General features: G+C 70.8%; 21 protein-coding genes. 6 read left to right on the top strand and 15 right to left on the bottom strand.

Annotated features, from left to right (window positions below; genetic code table 11):
• The first annotated feature begins 95 nt into the window (after positions 1-95).
• On the top strand, positions 96-947 hold the full coding sequence (locus AB0H54_RS09885) for a LuxR C-terminal-related transcriptional regulator (RefSeq protein WP_357344386.1): 852 nt from the start codon (positions 96-98) through the stop codon (positions 945-947).
• 343 nt (positions 948-1,290) lie between these two features.
• On the top strand, positions 1,291-1,659 hold the full coding sequence (locus AB0H54_RS09880) for a VOC family protein (protein WP_355280513.1): 369 nt from the start codon (positions 1,291-1,293) through the stop codon (positions 1,657-1,659).
• On the opposite strand, the gene trmD is transcribed toward AB0H54_RS09880, so the two are convergent.
• The 6 genes from trmD to AB0H54_RS09850 form a co-directional block, all read right to left on the bottom strand.
• Positions 1,656-2,351 carry a tRNA (guanosine(37)-N1)-methyltransferase TrmD gene (gene trmD / locus AB0H54_RS09875; RefSeq protein ID WP_357344384.1) on the bottom strand — a complete coding sequence of 232 codons (696 nt, stop codon included), beginning with the start codon at positions 2,349-2,351 and terminating at the stop codon, positions 1,656-1,658. The genes AB0H54_RS09880 and trmD overlap by 4 nt on opposite strands.
• Positions 2,352-2,354: 3 nt before the next feature.
• A complete protein-coding gene (gene rimM, locus AB0H54_RS09870) occupies positions 2,355-2,879 on the bottom strand; it encodes a ribosome maturation factor RimM (RefSeq protein ID WP_355280510.1) in 525 nt (174 codons plus the stop codon).
• Positions 2,880-3,122, bottom strand: coding sequence for an RNA-binding protein (locus AB0H54_RS09865; protein WP_019048210.1), 243 nt, complete (start codon positions 3,120-3,122; stop codon positions 2,880-2,882).
• Positions 3,122-3,559 (bottom strand): 30S ribosomal protein S16, encoded by a 438-nt coding sequence (gene rpsP / locus AB0H54_RS09860; RefSeq protein WP_355280508.1) that lies wholly within the window; start codon positions 3,557-3,559, stop codon positions 3,122-3,124. Before rpsP ends, AB0H54_RS09865 begins: the two co-directional genes overlap by 1 nt.
• Before the next feature lie 201 nt (positions 3,560-3,760).
• Positions 3,761-4,855 (bottom strand): amidohydrolase family protein, encoded by a 1,095-nt coding sequence (locus tag AB0H54_RS09855; RefSeq protein ID WP_357344382.1) that lies wholly within the window; start codon positions 4,853-4,855, stop codon positions 3,761-3,763.
• A gap of 80 nt (positions 4,856-4,935) precedes the next feature.
• Entirely contained in the window at positions 4,936-5,754 is an 819-nt protein-coding gene (locus tag AB0H54_RS09850) for a nuclear transport factor 2 family protein (RefSeq protein ID WP_357344380.1), read from the bottom strand.
• A 105-nt stretch (positions 5,755-5,859) separates the two neighbouring features.
• On the opposite strand from AB0H54_RS09850, the gene AB0H54_RS09845 reads away from it, so the two are divergent.
• Positions 5,860-6,651 (top strand): 3-oxo-5-alpha-steroid 4-dehydrogenase, encoded by a 792-nt coding sequence (locus tag AB0H54_RS09845; protein ID WP_357344378.1) that lies wholly within the window; start codon positions 5,860-5,862, stop codon positions 6,649-6,651.
• A 52-nt stretch (positions 6,652-6,703) separates the two neighbouring features.
• Here AB0H54_RS09845 and ffh read toward each other — a convergent pair whose 3' ends face one another.
• The 6 genes from ffh to ftsY form a co-directional block, all read right to left on the bottom strand.
• Positions 6,704-8,266, bottom strand: a complete 1,563-nt coding sequence (gene ffh / locus AB0H54_RS09840; RefSeq protein ID WP_355280503.1) for a signal recognition particle protein — start codon at positions 8,264-8,266, stop codon at positions 6,704-6,706.
• 55 nt (positions 8,267-8,321) lie between these two features.
• On the bottom strand, positions 8,322-8,636 hold the full coding sequence (locus AB0H54_RS09835) for a hypothetical protein (RefSeq protein WP_355280501.1): 315 nt from the start codon (positions 8,634-8,636) through the stop codon (positions 8,322-8,324).
• Between the two features lie 133 nt (positions 8,637-8,769).
• Entirely contained in the window at positions 8,770-11,211 is a 2,442-nt protein-coding gene (locus AB0H54_RS09830; protein ID WP_357344376.1) for a [protein-PII] uridylyltransferase, read from the bottom strand.
• 82 nt (positions 11,212-11,293) lie between these two features.
• Positions 11,294-11,632: a P-II family nitrogen regulator gene (locus tag AB0H54_RS09825; protein WP_110036141.1), complete on the bottom strand. Its 339-nt coding sequence runs from the start codon at positions 11,630-11,632 to the stop codon at positions 11,294-11,296.
• Positions 11,633-11,637: 5 nt separating this feature from the next.
• Positions 11,638-12,984, bottom strand: a complete 1,347-nt coding sequence (locus AB0H54_RS09820; protein ID WP_357344374.1) for an ammonium transporter — start codon at positions 12,982-12,984, stop codon at positions 11,638-11,640.
• 293 nt (positions 12,985-13,277) lie between these two features.
• Positions 13,278-14,756 carry a signal recognition particle-docking protein FtsY gene (gene ftsY, locus AB0H54_RS09815; protein WP_357344372.1) on the bottom strand — a complete coding sequence of 493 codons (1,479 nt, stop codon included), beginning with the start codon at positions 14,754-14,756 and terminating at the stop codon, positions 13,278-13,280.
• Between the two features lie 155 nt (positions 14,757-14,911).
• Here ftsY and AB0H54_RS09810 point away from each other — a divergent pair, with 155 nt between their 5' ends.
• On the top strand, positions 14,912-15,301 hold the full coding sequence (locus tag AB0H54_RS09810; RefSeq protein WP_019048221.1) for a DUF2237 domain-containing protein: 390 nt from the start codon (positions 14,912-14,914) through the stop codon (positions 15,299-15,301).
• Here the strand turns inward: AB0H54_RS09810 and AB0H54_RS09805 are convergent.
• Positions 15,285-16,049: a helix-turn-helix domain-containing protein gene (locus AB0H54_RS09805; protein WP_357344370.1), complete on the bottom strand. Its 765-nt coding sequence runs from the start codon at positions 16,047-16,049 to the stop codon at positions 15,285-15,287. The genes AB0H54_RS09810 and AB0H54_RS09805 overlap by 17 nt on opposite strands.
• 111 nt (positions 16,050-16,160) lie before the next feature.
• On the opposite strand from AB0H54_RS09805, the gene AB0H54_RS09800 reads away from it, so the two are divergent.
• Both AB0H54_RS09800 and AB0H54_RS09795 read left to right on the top strand, forming a co-directional pair.
• On the top strand, positions 16,161-17,072 hold the full coding sequence (locus AB0H54_RS09800; protein ID WP_357344368.1) for an NmrA family NAD(P)-binding protein: 912 nt from the start codon (positions 16,161-16,163) through the stop codon (positions 17,070-17,072).
• A gap of 103 nt (positions 17,073-17,175) precedes the next feature.
• On the top strand, positions 17,176-18,372 hold the full coding sequence (locus AB0H54_RS09795) for an MFS transporter (RefSeq protein ID WP_357344366.1): 1,197 nt from the start codon (positions 17,176-17,178) through the stop codon (positions 18,370-18,372).
• Positions 18,373-18,390: 18 nt separating this feature from the next.
• Here the strand turns inward: AB0H54_RS09795 and AB0H54_RS09790 are convergent, their stop codons facing one another.
• Positions 18,391-19,032, bottom strand: coding sequence for an HAD family acid phosphatase (locus tag AB0H54_RS09790; RefSeq protein ID WP_357344364.1), 642 nt, complete (start codon positions 19,030-19,032; stop codon positions 18,391-18,393).
• A gap of 71 nt (positions 19,033-19,103) precedes the next feature.
• Positions 19,104-22,730 carry a chromosome segregation protein SMC gene (gene smc / locus AB0H54_RS09785; RefSeq protein ID WP_357344362.1) on the bottom strand — a complete coding sequence of 1,209 codons (3,627 nt, stop codon included), beginning with the start codon at positions 22,728-22,730 and terminating at the stop codon, positions 19,104-19,106.
• Between the last annotated feature and the right edge of the window lie 61 nt (positions 22,731-22,791).

The raw sequence follows: 22,791 nt of genomic DNA, 5'->3' as shown, positions 1-22,791 counted from the left end.
CGCAGTTCTCCTCAACACCTGGGCCGGGCCGCCAGGTCTTGTTTTAGAATGTGGCACACCTCACGTTCGCCACTACCCCCGAAAAGGGGTGACCGATGCCGGCCACTGCTCTGTTGCGCCCCCGCGACGGTGACGCGCTGCGCGCGGAGATCCGCTGGGTGGCGCGCCGCGCGAACGTCCCGGTGATCTTCGGCGGCGCGGTGGACGAGGATGCCCTGCTGCTCACCGAGTTCGTCGGCACCGTCACCACCGGGCTGCGCGGGCTGACGGTGCTGCGCACGTCCGGGCTCGGCGGCCAGGCGATGGACCGCCGCAGGCCCGCCTCGGTGGCCGACTATCGCGGTGCCTCCACCATCACCCACCACTACGACGGCCCGGTGTGCGGCGAGGGCCTGCGCTCGGTGGTCGCCGTGCCGGTCGTGGTGGACGACCGGCCGCGCGCGGTGCTGTACGCGGCGACCAGGGGCACGGGCCCGATCGGCGATCGCACGACCGAGGTGATCCTGCAGGCGAGCAGGCGGCTGGCCACCGAGATCGCGGTGCGCGACGAGGTGGACCGGCGGGTCAGGATGCTCGCGCTCGCGACGCCGGCCCCCGCCGCCACGCCCGCGGTCACCGAGGAGCTGCGCGGGATCCACGCCGAGCTGCGGGCGCTGGCGGCGGCCAGTGGCGACGCGGCGTTGCGCGCCCAGCTGTCGGGGGTGTGCGATCGGCTCACCGGCGTCCTGACCGGCGAGCCGGCGGCGGAGGTGCCCCGGCTGTCGCGGCGCGAACTCGACGTGCTCGCCCAGATCGCGCTCGGCTGCACGAATCAGGAGGCGGCGCTGCGGCTCTCGCTCGGCCCGGAGACCGTCAAGAGCTATCTACGGCAGGCGATGACCAAACTCGACGCGCGAACCCGGCACGAAGCGGTGGCCCTGGCCCGGCGCCACGGGCTCCTGCCCTGATGTGTGATCGGTCACCCTCCCCGCCGTCCTGACGGCCGATGCGCGAACCCGCGATCGGCGCTGCCGCCGAGCACGGTCCCCCGGCGCGGAGCCGGACTCCGGTACCACCGGAGTGCGCCGTCGCCCGAATCATCCGGGGACGCACGGTCTGTACTGGGAACATGGGCAAGGGAGTCGGATCGACCCGGTCGATCGGCCGAGCTTCGTTGCGGCGGAAGTCATTCCGGATGGAACGAGCAATCCCCGTCCTGGACGATGACACAACGAATTACCCCTCCGGATACCCGAATATCTTTGGGACAAAACAATCTCGACGTCGATCCGGCCCGGTAGCGTCGGTCGGATGACGGAGCCTTTTCAACTGGCCGGCGTCTCGCTGGACTGTGACGACCCCGAAACCCTCGCCCGCTTCTATCTCGGGCTGCTCGGTGGCCGTGTGCTGTGGAACGACGCCCACAGTGTCGGAATCCGGCTCCCGTCGGGGCTGACGATCGCCGCGCAACGCGTCGAGGACTACTACCCGCCGCAGTGGCCGGGCAGCGCCGCGGTGCAGCTGGAGCTGGCCGCCGACGCCGACCTGGACCTGTGCGAACAGCACGCGATGGCGATCGGTGCCAAACCGGCTCCGGTGCAACAGGACCCGCGCTGGCGCGTGCTGCTGGATCCGGCCGGGCACCCGTTCTGCATCACCACCAGGGTGGTACCCGCCTAGCGCGGGAGGTCGGGCTCGGGGAGCAGGTCCGGCCTGCGCTCGCGGGTGCGTTCCATGGACCGTTCGTGGCGCCAGGCGGCCACCTTGGCGTGATCGCCGGAGAGCAGGATCGGCGGCACGTCGAGGCCACGCCAGGACACCGGGCGGGTGTAGCTGGGACCTTCGAGCAGCCCGTCGGAGAACGAATCCTCCTGGTGGGACTGCTGATTGCCGAGCACACCGGGGATCAGCCGCACCACGGCCTCGGTCATCACCAGCACGGCGGCCTCGCCGCCGATGAGCACGTAGTCGCCGATGCTCACCTCTTCGACGCGGACGCGACGGGCGGCGTCGTCGAAGACCCGCTGATCGATGCCCTCGTAGCGGCCGCACGCGAAGACCAGGTGCCGCTCGGTGGACCAGCGCTGCGCGGTGGCCTGGGTGAACGGCACACCGGCCGGGGTGGGGACGACGAGCAGGGCGTCGTCGGGGCAGACCGCGTCGAGCGCGTCGCCCCAGACGGTGGGCTTCATGACCATGCCGGGACCGCCGCCGTAGGGCGAATCGTCGACCGACTTGTGCACGTCGTGCGTCCAGTCACGCAGGTCGTGGACGCCGATCGAGATCAGGCCCTTGTCGACGGCCTTGCCGAGCAGCGCGGTCCGCAGCGGCTCGAGGTACTCCGGGAAGATCGTGACGACATCGAGTTGCACGAATTACTCCGGATCGAGCAGGCCCTCGGGCGGATCGATGACCACCAGTCCATCGGCGATCGACACGGTCGGCACGATGGCGGTGACGAAGGGGATGAGAATCTCGCGGCCGTCGTCGGCGGCGCGCACCGACAGCAGTTCGCCCGCGGCCGAGTGCAGCACCTCGGTGACCTCGCCGACGACGGTGCCGTCGGTGAGCTCGACGCGCAGGCCCTCGAGCTCGTGGTCGTAGAAGGCGTCCTCGTCCTCGGACGGGGGCAGCGAGTCGCTGTCGACGACGAACAGCATGCCGCGCAGCGCGTCGGCCGCGGTGCGGTCGGCGACACCGTCGACGAAGACCAGAAGCCGGCCCGAGTGCTCTCGGGCCGACTTCACGGTGTAGTCGCGGGTCGCCGCGGATTTCGGCATCTTGCCGTGCAGGGTGGCACCGGGGGCGAACCGGAGTTCCGGCTCGTCGGTGCGCACCTCGACGACGAGTTCGCCGCGCACGCCGTGCGACTTGGCGACCCGACCTACGACGAGTTCCATCTAGGCGTCGGTGTCGACCACGTCGACCCGGATACCACGGCCACCGATGCCGGCGACCAGGGTGCGCAGCGCGGTCGCGGTACGACCACCGCGTCCGATCACCTTGCCCAGGTCCTCGGGGTGGACGTGCACCTCGACGGTGCGCCCGCGCCGGCCGGTGATCAGCTCGACGCGGACGTCATCGGGGTTGGCGACGATGCCGCGAACCAGATGTTCGACGGCATCGGCAACAACGGCAGTCATTACTCGGCAGCCTCAGCGGCGGGGGCCTCGGCGGCCTCCTCGTCCTTCTTGGCGGCCTTCTTCTTGGGGGTGACGGCCTCGGCGACGGGCTCGTTGTCGGCGGCGGCCAGCGCGGCGTTGAACAGGTCCAGCTTGGACGGCTTGGCGGCCTTCACCTTGAGGGTGCCCTCGGCGCCCGGCAGGCCCTTGAACTTCTGCCAGTCGCCGGTGATCTCCAGCAGACGCTGCACGGACTCGGTCGGCTGCGCGCCGACACCCAGCCAGTACTGCACGCGCTCGGAATCGATCTCGATCAGCGAGGGCTCTTCCTTCGGGTGGTACTTGCCGATGGCCTCGATGGCCCGGCCGTCACGACGGGTGCGGGCGTCGGCGACAACCACGCGGTACTGCGGGTTGCGGATCTTGCCCAGGCGGGTGAGCTTGATGCGAACAGCCATGCTGATCTGCCTCTTTCAGTAGTTTGGTCACCGCGCGATTCGGCGACCCGCATGGTCTGCGGGTCCGGTTTCGCGCATGAAGTGTGTGACCGCCGCGCGGCACGTGACCGGAGACGGGCTGACACTGTCCAGGAAGGACGGTTGTTCATTGTGCCAGACCGGTCCGCGCCGACTGAAATCGGCCGTTCCCGGTGCCGCCGGTCAGCGGTGGCCGGTGACCGGGTCCGGGGTCTTCACCACCAGCCCGCGCAGCACCACCCAGTCGGGGTCGGTGAGCGCGGCCGGGGTGGTACGGGGGTCGTCGGCGTAGACGACGAAGTCGGCGGGGGCGCCCTCCTCGACGCCCGGGCGGCCGAGCCAGGTGCGCGCGTTCCAGGAGGCGGCGCCCAGCGCGTCGTGGGGCGAGAGGCCGGCGCCGCCGAGGGCGGCGATCTCGTCGGCGATCCGGCCGTGGCGGATGGAGCCGCCCGCGTCGGTCCCCGCGTAGATGGGCACACCCGCCTCGTGCGCCTTGCCGACCGTGTCGCGGACGCGTCGGTGCAGGTCACGCATGTGGGCGGCGTAGACGGGGAACTTGGTGGCACTGTCGGCGATGCCGGGGAAGGTGTCGATATTGATCAGGGTGGGGACCAGGGCGGTGCCGTGGGCGAGCATCAGCTCGATGGTGTCGTCGGTGATGCCGGTGCCGTGTTCGAGACAGTCGATGCCCGCGTTGATCAGACCGGGCAGCGCGTCCTCGCCGAAGACGTGGGCGGTGACGCGGGCGCCGTTGGCGTGGGCGGCGTCGATCGCCTGCTTCAGGATGTCGTCACTCCACAGCGGCCGCAGATCGCCGACGGAACGGTCGATCCAGTCGCCGACGATCTTGACCCAGCCGTCGCCGAAGCGGGCCTGCTCGGCGACGATCTCCGGCAGGTCGCGTTCGTCGTCGAGCTCGATGCCCAGTTCGCGGATGTAGCGCTTGGGGCGGGCGATGTGGCGGCCCGCGCGGATGATGCGCGGGAGTTCGGCGTGCTCGTCGATGAAGCGGGTGTCGATCGGCGAGCCCGCGTCACGCAGCAGCAGCGCGCCGGCGTCGCGTTCGGTCTCGGCCTGCTCGATCGCGCCCTCGCGGGTCTCGTCGCCACCGCCGTAGCGGATCCCGACGTGGCAGTGGGCATCGACCAGGCCGGGCACGATCCAGCCGGTGCGGCACAGGGTTTCGGCCCCGGGCACCGGCTCGAAGGTGACGAGCCCGTCGACGACCCAGAGGTCGCGCTCCTCGTCGCCGGGGAGAACCACACCACGCAGATGCACACGAACCTCCAGACGTCGGCCTGGCCCCAACCTACCGCCCGCGCTCGGCCGACGCACCCGGGTCGGCGGGCCGCCACCGGCTACCGGACGAGGTCCGGTTCGTCGAGGAAGACCGTCACCGCGACGATCCGCGGTTCGTCGGCCGCGAAGTCGACGAAGGCCACCCCGCGCGCCGCGCCGATCCGCACGCTCGCGCTGACCGTGCGCCCGGCGGCGATCATCTTCTCCCACCGGATGTCCCGGGCGAACTCGGCGAATCCCGCCGCGTCGACCGGCCGCCCGGCGGGCGATTCCACCGCCGCCCGCGCGCCGAGCAGATCCCGGACACCGGCCAGGTCGCCCGCGGCGGCGGCGCCGAAGAGCCTGCCGACGACGCGTTTACCCGTGGTGCCCACACCGCGCAGGCCGCGCATCATGCCCATCGCGCCACCGAAGCCCAGCTCGGAGACCAGTTGCGGGCCGAGTTTGGTCCCGGCCAGCATCCCGGACGGACCGGTGCCGAGCAGCCGCCGGATCATCACCGCCAGTTCCCAGTGCGCGGCCAGGCGCGCGATCCGCCAGCCGTCGGCGGATTCGATCAGGTCGTAGCGCAGGTGCATGGGCACCGTGACGGTGGCGCCGGTCGACATGGTGGTCTCGATGTGCAGGTCGCGCACCACCGTGCGCCCGGCGACCAGGTCGCGCTCGACCCGGAAGGCGATGGTGTTCGGCGCGATGAAGACGTTGTAGAACCGCGAGATCGCCTCGCGGCCGATGTGTTCGCGCGCGCCGTACGGATCGTGCACGGCGGCGTTGTCGACGAACAGGCCGACCCAGGCGTCCTTGTCGTGCGCCGCCACCGCGCGGGGCGAGGCCTGTACGGCCGCCAGCAGGTCTTCCGCGGTCCGATCCAACGGCATGTAGGTCCTCCATAGTCGCGCTGCCCCTGCCCGATCCATGATAGAACGTGTTCTAGTTTTGCGTCGGCGATCGTGCCCGGCGCGCTGTTGGACAAAGGAATCTCGATGGACTGGTACACCGGGAACGCCACCTACGACACGGTGCTGGCCATCGCCTTCGCCTTCGCCGCGTTCGTGATCGTGGGCGGGCTGTTCGCGCAGAGTCCGTACGGCCGTTTCGCCTCGACCTCGATCGGCTTCAATCTCAACCCCAAGCTGGGGTGGTGGCTGATGGAACTGCCCGCGACCGTGGTGTTCGCGGTGTTCTATCTCAGCGGGCCCGACCGCTTCGAGCCGGTGCCGCTGGTGCTGGCGGCGATCTGGCTGCTGCACTACGGCAATCGAGGCTGGTTCTTCCCGCTGTCCATCCGCCAGGTGCCGGGCAAGAAGAGCAGCTTCAACTTCTCGGTGGTCGCGGCCGGGGTGTTCGTGACCTCGCTGCACGGCTATCTCAACGGCGCGTTCTTCAGCAACGACTACAAGAACCAGTACGGCACCGCCTGGCTCACCGACCCGCGCTTCCTGATCGGGCTCGTCGTGTACCTGTGCGGCTTCGGGCTGCTGGTGCGGTCGGAGGCGATCGTGCGCAATCTGCGCGACAAGAACAACCCCGGCGCGGCCGAGTACCGGGTGCCCTTCGGCGGCGGATTCCGGTTCGTCAGCAGCCCGGCCTACCTGGGCGAACTCATCGCCTGGGCCGGGTTCGCGCTGCTCACCTGGTCGCTGGCCGGGGTGGCGATCTTCCTGATCACGGCGGGCAACCTGGTGCCGCGCGCGTTCGCGACGCACCGCTGGTACAAGGAGAAGTTCGTCGACTATCCGGCGAATCGCAAGGCCCTGATCCCCGGCGTGATCTGACCCGGAGACGAGAACACCGCGGCCGATGCTCGGCCGCGGTGTTCTCGTCGGATCAGTTCTTGGGGAACTTCAGCTGGGACAGGTCGATGCCTTCCAGCCCCGGCGGCAGCTGGTCGAGGCCGGGCGGCATCTGCGACAGGTCCATGCCCGGCGGCAGACCGGGCATCCCGGCGGGCATTCCGGGGAAACCACCGCGCATCTTCGGCGGGGTCGGGCCGCGCCCACCCTTCTTGCCCTTCTTGCCCTTCTTGTTGTTGCCGCGGCGCGCGCCGGGCAGGCCCATCTGACGGCCCATCATGGCCATCATCTTCTTGGCCTCGAAGAAGCGGTCGACGAGCTGGTTGACCTCGGAGACCTGCACGCCCGAGCCGTTGGCGATGCGCAGGCGGCGGGAGGCGTTGATGATCTTCGGGTTGTCGCGCTCGGCGGGGGTCATGCCGCGGATGATGGCCTGCACCCGGTCGAGCTGCTTGTCGTCGACCTGGGCGAGCACGTCCTTCATCTGACCGGCGCCGGGCAGCATGCCGAGCAGGTTGCCGATCGGGCCCATCTTGCGGATGGCCAGCATCTGGTCGAGGAAGTCCTCGAGGGTGAGCTCGCCGCTGCCGATCTTGCGGGCGGTCTCCTCGGCCTGCTGGGCGTCGTAGACCTGCTCGGCCTGCTCGATCAGGGTGAGCACGTCACCCATGCCGAGGATGCGCGAAGCCATCCGGTCCGGGTGGAAGACGTCGAAGTCCTCGAGCTTCTCACCGGTGGAGGCGAACATGATCGGCGAACCGGTCACATTGCGGACCGACAGCGCGGCACCACCGCGGGCGTCGCCGTCGAGCTTGGTGAGCACGACACCGGTGAAGCCGACGCCGTCGCGGAACGCCTCGGCGGTGCTGACCGCGTCCTGGCCGATCATCGCGTCGAGCACGAACAGGGTCTCGTCGGGCTGCACGGCGTCGCGGATGCCCGCGGCCTGGCGCATGAGCTCGGCGTCGATGCCGAGGCGGCCCGCGGTGTCGACGATGACGACGTCGTACTGCTTGGCCTTGGCCTCTTCGACACCGGCGCGGGCGACACCGACCGGGTCGGCCGCCGAGATACCGAGCGGGTTCTCGCCGCCGCCGATCGAGGTGCCGGGGTGCGGGGCGAACACGGGCACGCCCGCGCGCTCACCGACGACCTGCAGCTGGGTGACCGCGCCGGGACGCTGGAGGTCACAGGCGACCAGGATCGGCTGATGCCCCTGGGCCTTGAGCCACTTGGCGAGCTTGCCCGCGAGGGTGGTCTTACCGGCACCCTGCAGACCGGCCAGCATGATGACCGTCGGCGGGTTCTTGGCCAGGTTCAGCCTGCGCGTCTCGCCGCCGAGGATGTTGACCAGTTCCTCGTTGACGATCTTGACGACCTGCTGGGCCGGGTTCAGCGCCGCGGAGACCTCGGCGCCCTTGGCGCGCTCCTTGACGTTGGCGATGAAGCCGCGCACCACGGGCAGCGCGACGTCGGCTTCCAGGAGGGCGAGGCGGATCTCGCGCGCGGTGGCGTCGATGTCGGCCGGTGACAGACGCCCCTTACCGCGCAGATCCTGCAGTGCACCGGTAAGCCGGTCGGACAGGGATTCGAACACCGATCGCGCTCCTGATCTGAAAGGGACGTCTATTGCCCTCCCAGGGTAATGGGTGTTATTCCCGGTGCCGCACGTGCGGTGGCGCGGTGCGCCGCAATTCGTGGTTTTCGATGTTCACCAGGTACACCGCCTCCCGGCCGGTGAGACCCAGCTCACGCGAGAGCGACTCGATCCGCTCCCATTCGGCATCGGGACTGTCGACGTGCCGGGCGGTCGTGGAGGCGATGGTCATCGCCGCCAGGGCCTGGGCGCCGGTGAGCGTGCGCCCCGGTAGCCACGAAACCACCCACAGGTCACCGCCGACGCAGCGCGCGATATGCGAGGTCGCGTCGCTGGTCATCATCGATGCGGATACGACTTCGATAGCCACGGATCTGCTCCCCTCGAACGAGTGACAGCCAGACCTCTCGAATGCTATAGGTCTCATCTCGACTGATCGGGCACCGGAGACCGTTGACGGGCAACCTGATAGCAATCGGTGGTGAAACTGTGTCCTGACTGTCTCAGTCGGCGCTCGGTTCGGGGGGCGGCGGCGGTGCCGGGAGTGGGACCACGTCCAGGACCGCCTTCTCGATGCGGTCGCGCAACTGCGGGGTGTCGGCGTCACCCAGATCGAGACAGAACGCGTCGACCACGGCCGAACCCATCGTGACCACCTTGGCCCAGCGCACGTTCACCCCGGCCGTCGCAAAGCTGCCCGCCAGCCTGCTGAGCAGGCCGACCCGGTCCTCGGCGCGCAGTTCGAGAATCACCTGACCCGGCGTACTGGTCGACGACCAGATCATCCGCGGCTGGGCCCGCGCGTACCGGCCCGGTCCGGCGCCGATCGCCTCGGCCTCGCGCTTGGCGAGCACCTCGGGCAGGTTCAGCGCGCCGGTGGTGGCCCGGATCAGCTCCTGACGGAGCAGACCCGCGTCCGGCGGGTCGCCGAACTTCGGGGTCACCGCGAAGGTGTTGATCGCCGACTCCCCCGCACTGCCGAGCGAGGCCGACAGCACCCGCAGCGAATGCAGGGCCAGCACGCCGGCGGCGTCGGAGAGCAGGCCGGGCTCGTCGGGCGCGATGACGGTCACCAGGTAGGTGTGCTTGCCCTCGCCCGGGGTGAGCGTGACGTGGACGCCGCCCGCCCGCGCCTTCTCCAGCAGGTCGGGGTCGATCGGTTCCGGCTGCGGCAGCGGCTCCCCCGCCATCACCAGCTTGCAGCGCCGCACCAGATCGCCGATGAGCGAGGCCTTCCAATCGCCCCAGACGCCGGGGCCGGTGGCCATCGAGTCGGCCTCGGCCAGGGCGTGCAGCAGTTCGAGCAGACCGACGTCACCACCGAGCGCGTCGGCGACGAATCGCACGGTCTCCGGATCGGCCAGGTCACGCCGGGTCGCGGTGTCGGGGAGCAGCAGATGGTGGCGCACGATCGCGCTGAGCGTGCGCACGTCCGAGGGCCACAGGCCGAGCCTGCGGCCGATATGGGTGGCCAGTTCGGCGCCGACGACACTGTGGTCGCCCGCCCTGCCCTTGCCGATGTCGTGCAGCAGCGCGCCGAGCGCGAGCAGGTCCGGCCGGGCGACCCGGGTACTGAGCGCGCCCGCGTAGGCGACGGTTTCCATCAGGTGCCGGTCGACGGTCCAGGTGTGCAGAGCGTCGCGGGGCGGCAGATCGCGGACCGCGCCCCACTCGGGAAACAGCCTGCCCCACAGGCCGGTGCGATCGAGCGCCTCGACCGCGTCGATGCTGCCGCGGCCCGCGCCCAAGAGGACCAGCAGGTCGTTGAGGGCGTCCTTGGGCCACGGCTCGCGTAGCTCGGGGGCATCCTCGGAGAGCCGGTTGAGCGTGGTCGCCGACATCGGCAGCCCGGTCTGCGCCGAGGCGGCGGCGACCCGCAGGATCAGGCCGGGATCGCGCTGTGGCCGCGCGTCCCTGGCCAGTACCACCTCGCCGGAGTGCTCGACCACCCCCTCATCGAGTGGTCGGCGCACCGGCATCCGCCGCAGCCTGGCCAGGCCGCGCCGCGGCAGCGCGTTGGCCGCGGTGCGCAGGCCGACATCGGTCGAATAGCTCACCGTGCGCGCCGAATCGCTCAGCGTGCGGGCCAGATCGAACCGGTCGCCGATGCGCAGCGCGGCGCCGATCTCGTCGGCGTCCTGGGCGCGCAGCTGGTCGCGGGCGCGACCGGCGACCCGGTGCAGTTCGGTGCGCACGTCCAGCAGCCTGCGGTGGGCCTGCTTCAGCCCGCCGCCGGGAACCTCGGGGCCGAGGCCGGGCATGGCGTCGGTCAGCTGGGCGATGGCGAGCGCGTCGAGCAGCTGGATGTCGCGCAGGCCGCCCCGGCCGTTCTTGAGGTCGGGTTCGGCGCGGTGGGCGATCTCGCCGCTGCGCTGCCAGCGCGCGGTGGTCTGGGCGATCAGCTCGTCGAAGCGGGACCTGATGCCGGTCCGCCATTCCCGGCGCACGCCGCCGATGAGCAGGTTGGACAGGTCCTCGTCGCCGACGATGTGGCGGGCTTCGAGCAGACCCAGCGCGGCGACCATGTCGTCGGCGGCCACCCGCAGCGCCTGCGGCACGGTGCGGACGCTGTGATCGAGCTTGATGTGGGCGTCCCACAGCGGATACCAGAGCTGATCGGCGACCTCCGACACCACGGCCGGGTCGACGTCGTCGTGCAACAGCACCAGGTCCAGGTCGGAGAACGGCAGCATCTCGCGGCGGCCGAGGCCACCGACCGCGACGACGGCCAGGCCGCTGTCGGCGGTGATGCCGAGCTCGTTGCCCTTGCTGGTCAGCCACAATTCGAACAGGTCGACCAGGGCCGCGCGCAGCGATTCCGGATCGAGCCGGGGATTGCGGGGCCCCGCCCCGTCGAGCAGCTGCGCTCTGGCCTTCACCAGGTCGGCCGCCCCGTTGTTCTGAATACCGCCGTTCTGTTGTGCCACAGTCCCACCGCCATTCATGCGGGCGGCCCCGCCCCGACCGGTCCTGCCGGTGGGAGCGGGGCCGCCGCTCGATCGTTTACAACCGTGCGTCGCTACCGAATTACAGTGCGTCGCTTCCGCGCTCGCCGGTGCGGACCCGGATGATGGTGTCCACCGGGGTCACCCACACCTTGCCGTCACCGATCTTCCCGGTGCGCGAGGCCTCGACGATCACCTCGACGACCTTCTCGACCGACGCGTCGTCGACGACGACCTCGACGCGAACCTTCGGAACGAAGTCCACCGAGTACTCGGCACCGCGGTAGACCTCGGTGTGGCCCTTCTGCCGGCCATACCCCTGGACCTCACTGACGGTCATGCCGAGCACGCCTGCCTGTTCCAGCCCGGTCTTCACGTCTTCGAGCGTGAACGGTTTGACGATTGCCGTAACCAGTTTCATGTTCGTCATGCCTCCTTGACGAGCGAGCGTGCCGTGCCACCCACAGCAGCGAAATCGTAAGCGGTTTCCGCGTGCTCGGACTCGTCCAGGCCCGCCGCCTCGGACTCTTCGCTCGCGCGCAGGCCGATGGTGAACTTGATCGCGTACGCGATCACGGCCGTCACGACGAGCGAGTAGGCCAGGACGGTGAAGGCACCGACAGCCTGCAGCTTCAACTGCTCGACTCCACCACCGTAGAACAGACCCTCGACAGCTGCGGGAGCTTCGGCCGTGGCGACCAGGCCGACCATCAGGGTGCCGACCAGACCACCGACGAGGTGGACGCCGACGACGTCGAGCGAGTCGTCGAAGCCGAAGCGGAACTTCAGGCCGACGGCCAGGGCGCACAGCGCGCCGGAGACGACACCGATGGCCAGCGCGCCGACCACGTTCACCGAGGAACAGGCCGGGGTGATCGCGACCAGACCGGCGACGATGCCCGACGCGGCACCGAGGGAGGTCGGGTGACCGTCACGGACCTTCTCCACGAGCAGCCAGGCGAGCATCGCGGCCGCGGTGGCGATGGTGGTGGTGAGGAAGGTGGCACCGGCGATGCCGTTGGAGCCGACCGCGGAACCCGCGTTGAAGCCGTACCAGCCGAACCACAGCAGACCGGCGCCGAGCATGACGAACGGCAGGTTGTGCGGACGGAACGGAGTCTTCGGCCAGCCCTTGCGCTTGCCGAGGATCAGGCAGAGAACCAGGCCGGCCGCACCGGCGTTGATGTGCACCGCGGTACCACCGGCGAAGTCGATCGCCTTGAGGTTGGTCGCGATCCAGCCACCGTTCTCAGCGGTGACGCCGTCGAAGGCGAAGACCCAGTGAGCGACGGGGAAGTAGACGATGGTGGCCCAAATTCCGGCAAATACGAGCCACGAACCGAACTTGAGGCGGTCGGCGACCGCGCCCGAGATGAGTGCGACCGTGATGATCGCGAACATGAGCTGGAAGGCGACGAAGACCGACAGCGGGATGGTGCCCGCGAGCGGGATCCCCGCCGGCGCCTCCGGGTCGGTGGTGGCCAGGTACTGACCGCCGAACACGCCCTTCAGACCGAAGTACTGGAGCGGATCACCGAGGAAGTTGCCCTTGTCCTCGCCGAATGCCACTGAGAAGCCGTAGAGACACCACAGGATGGTCACCAGACCCATCGCCGAGATGCTCATCATGATCATGTTCAGCACGTTCTTGCCACGGACCATACCGCCGTAGAAAAACGCCAAGCCCGGCGTCATCAGCAGCACGAGTGCTGACGCGGTCAGCAACCATGCAGTGTCACCGGCATCGGGTGCGCCGATTACGGGAAATGCCACCTTGTGTTCCTCCTCATCTCGGGCCCTGCCGATGACGGCAAAAGGACCTGTACAGAAGGGTCGCCACTCGGTGTTTCATCCGTTGAGCTGTGGTGTTTCACCTGAGTGAACGGATAGCGCGGTTGTGTTGCTTCCACGTTTCCTGCGGTTGGCCGTCGCGGAGCGCCTCACGGTGAGGCCGGTACGAGTGTGCGGTTCGCCCGCGGTTCGCGCAGGGAGGTGGACACGGCGTTTCCCCAGGAAAACGACGATGCCCGCCCGATCGCTGGATCGGGCGGGCACCGTAGGGATGGTTACGCGGCGCCGCCGAGCAGCGCGTCGACGAAGGCACCGGGCTCGAACGGCGCCAGATCGTCGGCGCCCTCACCGAGACCGACGAGCTTCACCGGCACCCCGAGCTCGTGCTGCACCTGGAACACGATGCCGCCCTTGGCGGTGCCGTCCAGTTTGGTGAGCACGACACCGGTGATGTCGACGACGTCGGCGAACACCCGGGCCTGCATCAGGCCGTTCTGGCCGACGGTCGAGTCGAGGACCAGCAGTACCTCGTCGACCTCGGCCTTCTTCTCCACGACCCGCTTGACCTTGCCGAGCTCGTCCATCAGGCCGGTCTTGGTGTGCAGGCGGCCCGCGGTGTCGACCAGGACCGCGTCGACCCCGCGATCGATGCCGGCGGTGACCGCGTCGAAGGCGACGGCGGCCGGATCGGCGGCCTCCTTGCCGCGCACGGTCTCCGCGCCGACCCGCTCGCCCCAGGTCTGCAGCTGGTCGGCGGCGGCGGCGCGGAAGGTGTCGGCGGCACCCAGCAGCACCCGGCGGCCGTCGGCGACGAGCACGCGGGCCAGCTTGCCGGTGGTGGTGGTCTTGCCGGTGCCGTTGACGCCGACGACCAGCAGGATCGCCGGATGATCGGCGTGCGGCAGCGCGTGGATGGACCGGTCCAGCTCGGGGCGCAGCGCCTCGATCAGCACGTCACGCAGCGCGGCGCGGGCCTGCTCCGGGGTGCGCACGCTGCGCGCGGCCATCTCCTCGCGCAGGCGTTCGACGATCTTCGCGGTGCTCGCGGTGCCGATATCGGCCAGCACCAGGGTGTCCTCGATCTCCTCCCACGACTCCTCGTCGAGGTCACCGCCGCCGAGCAGGCCGAGCAGGCTCTTGCCGACGGCGTTCTGCGAGCGGGACAGGCGGCCGCGCAGGCGCTCGAGGCGGCCCGCGGTGGGGTCGATCTCCTCGATCGCGGCGGCGACGGCGTCGACCTCGGCGGGAGCGGGCTCCTCGGCGACGGCGGGTTCGGCGGGGGCGGCCTCGGCCGGGGTGGGTTCGGTCTCGGTGGGTTCGGTCTCGACCGGCGCGGGCTCGGCGGGCGCGGTCGGCGCGGTGTCGGTCGCGGTGGTGTCGAGGGAGCTCAGGTCGTCCGGGACCACGATGGTCTCGTCGACCTGCACATCGGCCTCGGGCAGCGGGACGTCGGTGATCCCGCGGCGGGGGGCATCGCGCGGGACGGCCGCGTCGTCACCGACGTGCGGCTGGCCCTCGTCGTCGGTGCGCTCCCCCACCGGTTCGGGCTTCGGCAGCGTGGCCGCCGACCCGCCCTGACTGAAACTGAATCCGCCGGACGCGGTGTACCCACCGGACCGGTCCGTCAACTCCTTGTCCGGCTCGGGCGGTGCCAGGGAGATCTGGCGCCGCTTGTACAGGACGAAACCCGCGACGAGCGCCACCAACAGCACGGCGGCGATCGCGGCGATCAGGATCCACGCTTGCGAACTCACCCGGCCGAGTCTATTCGGGGGGCGGGTCGCGGCACGTCGGCGGCGTCGGCGCGGCGGGTCGGTGACGGGCGCCGGGGCGCATCGGCACGCCGGGGAAACACTACAGATTCGTTGTCCTGCGGAACTTCTGGCGCTCGCCCCATAGGATCGGCGACGTGACCGATCGAAACGTGCTTGGGGGGCCGCTGGAAGAGTGCGGCACCGATCCTCTCACGGGCTTCTACCGGGACGGCTGCTGCAGCACCGGTCCGGAGGATCTCGGCAGCCACACCGTGTGCACGGTCGTGACGGCGGAATTCCTGGAGCATCAGGCATCCATCGGCAACGACCTCAGTACTCCGCGTCCGGAGAACAATTTCCCCGGCCTGCAGCCGGGCGACCGCTGGTGCGTGGTGGCGGTGCGCTGGCTGCACGCCCACGAGGACGGTGTCGCCGCGCCGGTGGTGCTGGCCGCGACACACGAGAACGCCCTGGAGGTCATCTCCATGGACATCCTCCGCAAATACGCGGTAGACGTCCCGGACGACGTCAGCGATCTGCTGTAGGCACCAGGTGACGCCTGCGGTGCGCCTTCTGCCTGCAGGCTGCCGAGCAGTAGCGGGCGGGCCTGCCGGTGCCCGACCGGCGCACCGGCTCGGCGCACACGGGACACCGCGGAGTTTCGTCACTCTGGAGGGTTTCGTCACGGTCTGAGGTCGTCGGTTCCGTGACGCCCGACGGGCGGCCACGCAGCGCGTCGAGGACGAGCACGACGGCGGGCGCGAGCGGGTCGCCCGCGCGCCGATGCCGTTGGATCGCAACGCAGCCGGTGAAGATGTCGAGCACGTCGGCGACGCCGACATCGGGCCGGACCGTGCCCTGGCGCTGGGCGGCGGTGAGCAGGGCGCCGAGCGCGCGATGGAAGCGGTTGCCCGCGCCGCGCAGCAGGGCGCGCGGCCAGCCGTCGTCGGATTGCACCAGGTCGCACAGGTCCTTGTTGCCCGGCGTCGTCACGATGACATGGGTGCACAGCGCGAAGAAGGCCGCGCCGGGGTCGGGATCGGCCAGGTGGTCGGCGGCCAGCGCGGCGAGCCGGTCGACCCGCTGCTGCATCACCGCTTCCAGCAGGTCGGTCTTGGTGGGGAAATGCCGGTGGACGGTGCCCGCGCCGACTCCGGCCCGGCGGGCCACCTCGGCGAGTGAGACGGTGGTGCCGCGTTCGGCGAGCAATCGCTGCGCGGCGACCAGGATCAGCGCGCGGTTGCGCCGGGCATCGGCTCGGATCGCCGGTTCCACGCCGTTGTCGACGGTCATTTCGTTACGCCTTCCCCACACCACGCCTGGTCGACCGGATCGTCCCGCCCGTACCGTCCGGCATACGGGTCGACCGACCCGATTGTAGGGAACGAAACGGAGCTCATCCACATGTCATCAGCACTGCCCGTCCTGATCACCGGCGCGACCGGCAAGCAGGGCGGCGCCACCGCCCGCAAGCTGCTCGCCGACGGTCACCCGGTCCGCGCCCTCGTCCGTGATCCCGCCGCCCCCGCGGCCCGCGCCCTGGCCGCCGCGGGTGCCGAACTCGCGGTCGGCGACTTCGACGACCCGCCGACGCTGCGGGCGGCGGCCACCGGCGTGCGCTCCGTATTCCTGGTTCCCCCAGCCGATTACGGCCCCGACGGCTGGGACGCGGGCGACGAGGGCCGCCGTGGCGCCGCCATGGTCGACGCGGCCCGCGCGGCGGGCGCCGACCAGATCGTCTTCACCGGCGTGGCCACCCTCGGCTCGGCCGAGTCGTGGGGCCAGGAGGGTAAACGCCGGATCGAGGACGCGGTCGCCGCGTCCGGGCTGCGCTACACCGTGCTGCGCCCGGTGCGCTTCATGGAGAACTACCTCATCCAGGGCCTGCCGGTCGACGGCATCAGGGCGGGCGGGGAACATCGGCACCTGTTCCCGGCCGACCGGCCGCTGCAGATGATCGCCCTGGCCGACATCGCCGAGTTCGCCGCGCTGGCCTTCGCCGATCCGGCAGGCTGGCACGGCCGGACCCTGGAACTGGCGGGCGAGGCGGTCTCCCCGGTCGCGGCCGCCGCGGCCATCGCCGAGGCGATCGGCAGGCCGGTCCACTACCGCGAGATCGCGGAGTCCGAGGCCGAGGCGATCGGCCCCCAGCTGGGCAATACCTGGCGCCTGATCCGCGAAACCGGCGGCTGGCACGCCGACCTGCCCGCCCTGCGCCTGCTGCACCCGGGCCTCACGACACTGCGGGAATGGCTGGCCACCGGCGGTGCGGCGCGGATTCTGACCACGATCGAGGAGTCGGCGCCGGTCGCTTGACGCCCACCGGCTCCCCGCGCCACGAGACGGAATCGGCAGGCCGTGACGGTGACGGCGGGATCCCGCCAGCCACCGGTACGGCCGATTCCTACCGTCGATCGATGTGAATGCTGAAGCTGTCGCCACGCTGCCCAGAACTCCGCTGCGTGGCTCCGTCGTGTTGTTCATGTCGCTGGCCGCGGCGCTGGGGACCTCGGCGCTCTATCCGCTGCAACCCGCGATCGCCGAGGTGGCGGACTCGGTCGACGCGCGGATCGCGGTGGTGGGTGTCGCGCTGGCGTGCGGGCCGGTCGGATACCTGGTCGGGCTCGGGTTGCTCGTTCCGCTGGTCGACCGGTTCTCGCCCGCGCGGCTGCTCGCGGTGCAGTTCGGGGTGCTGGCCGCGGCGTCGGCGGTGTGCGCGGTGGTCGAGCGCGCGTGGCAGCTGGGGCTGGTGATCGGTGTCGTCGGCGCGTGTTCGGCGGTGGGCGCCGGGCTCAGCTCGGTGGCGGGGCGACTCGCGCCACCGCACCGGCGCGCGACGATCCTCGGCATCGTGACCGCGGGGATCTCCGCCGGGATCCTCGCCGGGCGAATCGTCGGCGGGTGGCTCGCCGACGAGATCGGCTGGCGCGGAATGCAGCTGACCTTCGCCGCCGCCTGCGGGTCCGTCGCCCTCGGTTGCCTGGTGGTGCTGCCGGGCGAGCGGGGCGCGACCGACCGCGGCTACCTCGAGACGCTGCGTTCGCTGCCCCGCCTGCTGGCCCGCGACGACACGCTGCGCTCCGCGTCGGTCCGGGGCGCGCTGTGGTTCTTCGCGTTCTGCGCGGTGTGGAGCGGACTCGCGGTCGCGCTGGCCGAGCCGCCGTTCGCGTATTCGGCGGAACGGATCGGCCTGTATGCCCTGGCCGGGCTGTCGGGCATCGCGGCGACGCGGGTCGCGGGCGCGTGGACCGATCGGGTCGGTCCGCGGCGGGTCCTGCTGATCGGCCTCGCGCTGGCCGGATTCGCCGCGCTGGTCCTGGGCGGCACGCTGAGCAGCACCATGGTCACGCTCGTCTGCCTCGCGCTGTTCGACGCCGGGCTCTTCGCCGCCCAGGTCGCGAATCAGAGCACCGTGCTCGCCATCGACCCGGCCTCGCCCGCCCGCTTCAACAGCGCGTACATGATCGTGTACTTCGTGGGCGGCAGCCTCGGCACCGCCTTCGGCGCGGCCGCGGTCGAGTGGTTCGGCTGGACCGCGACGGCCACGATCGCGGCACTCGCGATCGTGGCCGCGGCGACCGCCGTCGCGCTCGGCAGCTCGCCGTCGGCGCGGTGACCACCGGCGCCGCGCTGATCAGTTCAGCGCGCCGTTGTAATCCGGGAACTTGAAGGTGCGCTCGGCATGCCCGCCGGACAGGTCCGATGCGCTGTTGCCGATGTTCGCGACGATCGTGTAGCCCTTGCTCTCGATATCGACCCGGCTCGCCGTCTTGTACTCGGCCAGTCCGGCATTGCCCGCCGACAGCGTGGTCGGCGCGCTGCCGTACAGCCCGTCCACCGGGTAGCCCACCGAGGTCAGGTTCGCCTGCGAGTAGGCGCCGATCAGCGCGGGCCTGCCGGTGACGAAGATGATCGCCGCGCCGTTCTGCTTCGCCCAGGTGGCCAGGTCGAGCACGGACTGGATCGCCGGGATGATCAGCCCCGCGTTGTAGGACGTCTCGAGCGTCGTGTTGTCGATGTCGAAGACGATCGCGGGCTTGGTCGCGCCGGGCAGCCGGCCGGCGAGGTAGGTCTTGGCCTCGGCCACGACGGGCGTGATCTCACCGATCCACTGTGCGTACGGCGGCAGCTCGGACTTGTTGCCCGACAACGAGGACGAGCCGGAGGAACCACCACCGGACAGCGACGACGATCCGGTGTCGGCGCCCGCCACGGGGAGCGGGGCGAGGAGCGCGGCCGCGATACCGGCGACCAGCGATGCTGTAACACGTTTCATCCGTCGCACGCTAACAGCGGCCCCGACCGATGAAATGTGATGGCATTTCACAATCCCGGACAGTGGGACTGCTACGCCGGCGCGCCCACCGGATCGGTATCGGTCACCTCGGCCCGGTTCAACCGCTGCGAGATCACCTGGGTAATGCCGTCACCGCGCATGCTCACGCCGTAGAGCGCGTCGGCGATCTCCATGGTCGGCTTCTGGTGGGTGATGACGATCAGCTGGCTCTTCTCCCGCAGCTGCTCGAACAGGCCGATGAGCCTGCGCAGGTTGGTGTCGTCCAGGGCGGCCTCGACCTCGTCCATCACATAGAACGGAGACGGCCGCGCCCGGAAGATGCTGACCAGCAGCGCGACCGCGGTCAGCGACTTCTCGCCACCGGAGAGCAGCGACAGCCGCTTGACCTTCTTGCCCGGCGGCCTGGCCTCCACCTCGATGCCGGTGGTGAGCATGTCGGAGGGGTCGGTGAGCACGAGCCTGCCCTCGCCACCGGGGAACAGCTTGGCGAAGACGCCGACGAATTCCCGCTCCACGTCGGCGTAGGCCTCGGTGAACACCTGCAGGATGCGGGCGTCGACCTCGGCGACCACGTCGAGCAGGTCCTTGCGCGCGTTCTTGACGTCCTCGAGCTGGGTGGCGAGGAAGTTGTAGCGCTCCTCCAGCGCCGCGAACTCCTCCAGCGCGAGCGGATTCACCTTGCCGAGGGTGGTGAGGTCCTTCTCGGCACGTTTGGCGCGGCGCTCCTGGGAGGCCCGGTCGTAGGGCATCGGCTGCGGCGCGCTGACCTGCTCGCCGCGTTCCTTGGCGGCCTCGTACTCGTGCATCTCCAGCGCGGAGGGCGGCAGCGGGACATCGGGTCCGTATTCGGCGACGAGATCGGCCAGCGCGATGCCGAACTGCTCGGCGATGGTCGTCTCCAGCTGTTCGATGCGCAGCGCCGCTTGGGCTTTGGCGACTTCGTCGCGGTGCACAGCGTCGGTGAGCTGGGCCAGCTGGGTGGTCAGCGCCCGCGCCCGCTCCTTCACCTGCTCGAGCGCGGCGGCGCATTCACCCCGGCGCCGGACCAGCTCGTCGCGCCGGGCCGCGGCGGCGGCCACCACCCGCTCGAGCTCGTGCGCGATCTTCGCGCCCGACTCCGCGACCGCGGCGGCCACCGCGGCGGCCTGGCGGCGCGCGGCCTGTGCCCGTTCGGCCCTGGCCCTGGCCTCGCGCTCCGCGCGGGCGGCCCGGCGCAGCGAATCCGCCTTGCCGCGGACCGATTCCGCGCGTTCCTCGGCGGTGCGCACGGCCAACCTGGCCTCGACCTCCATGGTGCGGGCCTCGGCGAGGGCGGCCGCGGCCTCCTCGCGTTCGCGGCCCGCGGTCTCGGTGCCCGCGGCGCCGTAGCTGTCGTCGCCGCCGTCGTGTTCCATCTCGGCGTGGCGCAGCCGGTCCTCGAGCTCGGCGAGGGACGCCAGCGACTTCTCCCTGGCGGCCTCGGCGTCGGCGCGCTGGGTCGCCAGGCGCTCGCCCTCGGTCTGCGCCGACCGCGCGGTCTGGCCGACCCGGGCCAGCCGGTCGTAGATCGCCAGCAGGGCCTGGTCGGATTCGTGCAGCGCCATCAGCGCGTGGTCGGCGGCGTCCTTGCGGTCGGTCTGCTCGGCCAGCGCGCCGGCCAGCGCCGCTTCCAGTTCCTCGGCCCGGCGCTGCGCGGCCGCCAATTCGGCGGTGGCGGTATCGATCTCGGCCTGCACCTCGAGCTGGCTCGGCATCCGCTCCGAGCCGCCGACGATCCAGCCCGACCCGGCCAGGTCGCCGTCGCGGGTGACCACGCGCAGTTCGGGACGCAGCGCGACGAGTTCGGTGGCGGTCGCCAGATCGTCGACGACCACCACCCCCGCGGTGAGCGCGGCCAGCGCGGGGCGCACCGCCTCGGCGCCGTCGACGACCTCGGCCAGCCAGCGCGCCCCCGACGGCAGGCTGCCGCGCTCGGCCGGAACCAGCCCGGCGGTGGCGAAGACGAAGGCGACCCGGCCACCGTCGCCGGAGCGCAGCTCGCGCACGGCGGCGTCGGCGGCGGTCGGGGTCTCGGCGGTGATCGCGTCGGCCAGCGGACCGAGCAGGGCGGCGACCGCGGCCTCGAAACCGCCGTCGACCCGCAGCTGCGCCGAGAGCCGGTCACCCAGGCCGCTGACCCCGTGTTCGAGTAGCCAGGCCGCGCCGTCCTTGCGGGCCAGGTTCATCCCGAGCGCCTCGATGCGGGCGCCGAGCCGGGCCACCAGCTTGCTCGCCTCGCGGTCGTGCTCACGCAGTTCCCGCACGCGTTCGTCGGCCAGTGCCAGGGCGGCGACGGCATGCTCGTGCTGGGCGTCGAGGCCCTTCTCCCCCGCGTCCAGTTCGCCGAGTTCGTCCTGCACCGCGTCGTATTCGACCTGGGCGGCCTCGCCGCGATGGCGGGCGTCGGCGATGGCGACCGACAGCCGGGCGATTTCGGCGTCCACCGATTGCGACTTCGTGCGCAGGTTCTCGACCTGGCCGGCGAGCCGGGCCAGCCCCTCGCGCCGATCGGCGATCGCGCGCACGGCGGCCAGATGCGCCTGCTCGGCGGCCTTGGCGGCGTGCTCGCGGTCGGCGAGCGCCTCCCTGGCGGCTTCGAGCGTCTCGGCGGCCATCTCCACCGCGTAGCGCAGCTCGGCTTCCTCGGCCTCGATCCGGTCGGCTTCGGCCTCGAGCTGCTCGGGGTCGCGGCCGGTACCGACGGGCGTCTCGGTGTGCAGGTGCCGCGCCCGGTCACCGGCGATACGGATGGTGGCGTTGACCCGCTCGGCCAGCGCGGACAGCTGGAACCAGGTCTGCGCGGCGGCCTCGGCGCTGGGGCTCAGCCGGGAGAGCTGGAACTCCTGCTGCGCGAGCGCGGCATTGGCGGCGTCGAGCTCGGTCTGCACGGTGATCTGCTGCTCGCGGGCGTAGGCCTCCTTGCTGAGCTGGGATTGCAGCTCGCCGCGCCGGGTCACCAGATCGTCGGCGGCCAGCCGCAGCCGGGCATCGCGCAGGTCGGCCTGCACGGTCTGCGCCCGCCGCGCCACCTCGGCCTGCCTGCCGAGCGGCTTGAGCTGGCGGCGCAGTTCGGTGGTGAGGTCGGTGAGCCGGGCGAGATTGGCCTGCATCGCGTCGAGCTTGCGGACGGCCTTCTCCTTGCGCCGCCGGTGCTTGAGCACACCCGCGGCCTCCTCGACGAACGCGCGCCGGTCCTCCGGGCGCGACTCCAGGATCGCCGAGAGCTGGCCCTGCCCCACGATGACGTGCATCTCGCGGCCGATACCGGAGTCCGACAGCAGTTCCTGCACGTCCATCAGCCGGCAGCTGCTGCCGTTGATCTCGTACTCGCCCGCGCCGTCACGGAACATCCGCCGGGTGATCGACACCTCGGCGTAGTCGATCGGCAGCGCGCCGTCGGAATTGTCGATCGTCAGCGTCACCTCGGCGCGGCCGAGCGGGGCGCGACCGGTGGTGCCCGCGAAGATGACGTCCTGCATCTTGCCGCCCCGCAACGCCTTGGCACCCTGCTCACCCATCACCCAGGTGAGGGCGTCCACGACATTGGATTTCCCGGACCCGTTCGGCCCGACGACACAGGTGATCCCCGGTTCGAAGCGCAGCGTGGTCGCGGAAGCGAAGGACTTGAACCCTTTGAGGGTCAAGCTCTTGAGATGCAAGGCCGGCCCGCCTCTCCGCGATCAGGCCAGACTCGAGCGCGAGGAAAGCGGCGCATGCGGC

Source organism: Nocardia sp. NPDC050718 (genome assembly GCF_040654235.1).
Classification (GTDB): Bacteria; Actinomycetota; Actinomycetes; order Mycobacteriales; family Mycobacteriaceae; genus Nocardia.
The sequence above is the reverse complement of the archived record's forward strand: the minus strand, read 5'-3'. Positions and strand labels throughout refer to the sequence as shown.

Bases quoted from the DNA above. Each gene is read 5' to 3' on its own strand.
- AB0H54_RS09880 (WP_355280513.1), top strand. From the start codon at position 1,291: ATGACGGAGCCTTTTCAACTGGCCGGCGTCTCGCTGGACTGTGACGAC.
- AB0H54_RS09825 (WP_110036141.1), bottom strand. From the start codon at position 11,632: ATGAAACTGGTTACGGCAATCGTCAAACCGTTCACGCTCGAAGACGTG.
- rimM (WP_355280510.1), bottom strand. From the start codon at position 2,879: ATGGAACTCGTCGTAGGTCGGGTCGCCAAGTCGCACGGCGTGCGCGGC.
- AB0H54_RS09790 (WP_357344364.1), bottom strand. From the start codon at position 19,032: ATGAAACGTGTTACAGCATCGCTGGTCGCCGGTATCGCGGCCGCGCTC.
- rpsP (WP_355280508.1), bottom strand. From the start codon at position 3,559: ATGGCTGTTCGCATCAAGCTCACCCGCCTGGGCAAGATCCGCAACCCG.
- AB0H54_RS09865 (WP_019048210.1), bottom strand. From the start codon at position 3,122: ATGACTGCCGTTGTTGCCGATGCCGTCGAACATCTGGTTCGCGGCATC.
- AB0H54_RS09885 (WP_357344386.1), top strand. From the start codon at position 96: ATGCCGGCCACTGCTCTGTTGCGCCCCCGCGACGGTGACGCGCTGCGC.
- AB0H54_RS09850 (WP_357344380.1), bottom strand. From the start codon at position 5,754: ATGCCGTTGGATCGGACCGCGGAAGACCTGCTGGCGGCCGTACAGGCC.
- AB0H54_RS09805 (WP_357344370.1), bottom strand. From the start codon at position 16,049: ATGACCGTCGACAACGGCGTGGAACCGGCGATCCGAGCCGATGCCCGG.
- AB0H54_RS09830 (WP_357344376.1), bottom strand. From the start codon at position 11,211: ATGAATGGCGGTGGGACTGTGGCACAACAGAACGGCGGTATTCAGAAC.
- AB0H54_RS09800 (WP_357344368.1), top strand. From the start codon at position 16,161: ATGTCATCAGCACTGCCCGTCCTGATCACCGGCGCGACCGGCAAGCAG.
- AB0H54_RS09845 (WP_357344378.1), top strand. From the start codon at position 5,860: ATGGACTGGTACACCGGGAACGCCACCTACGACACGGTGCTGGCCATC.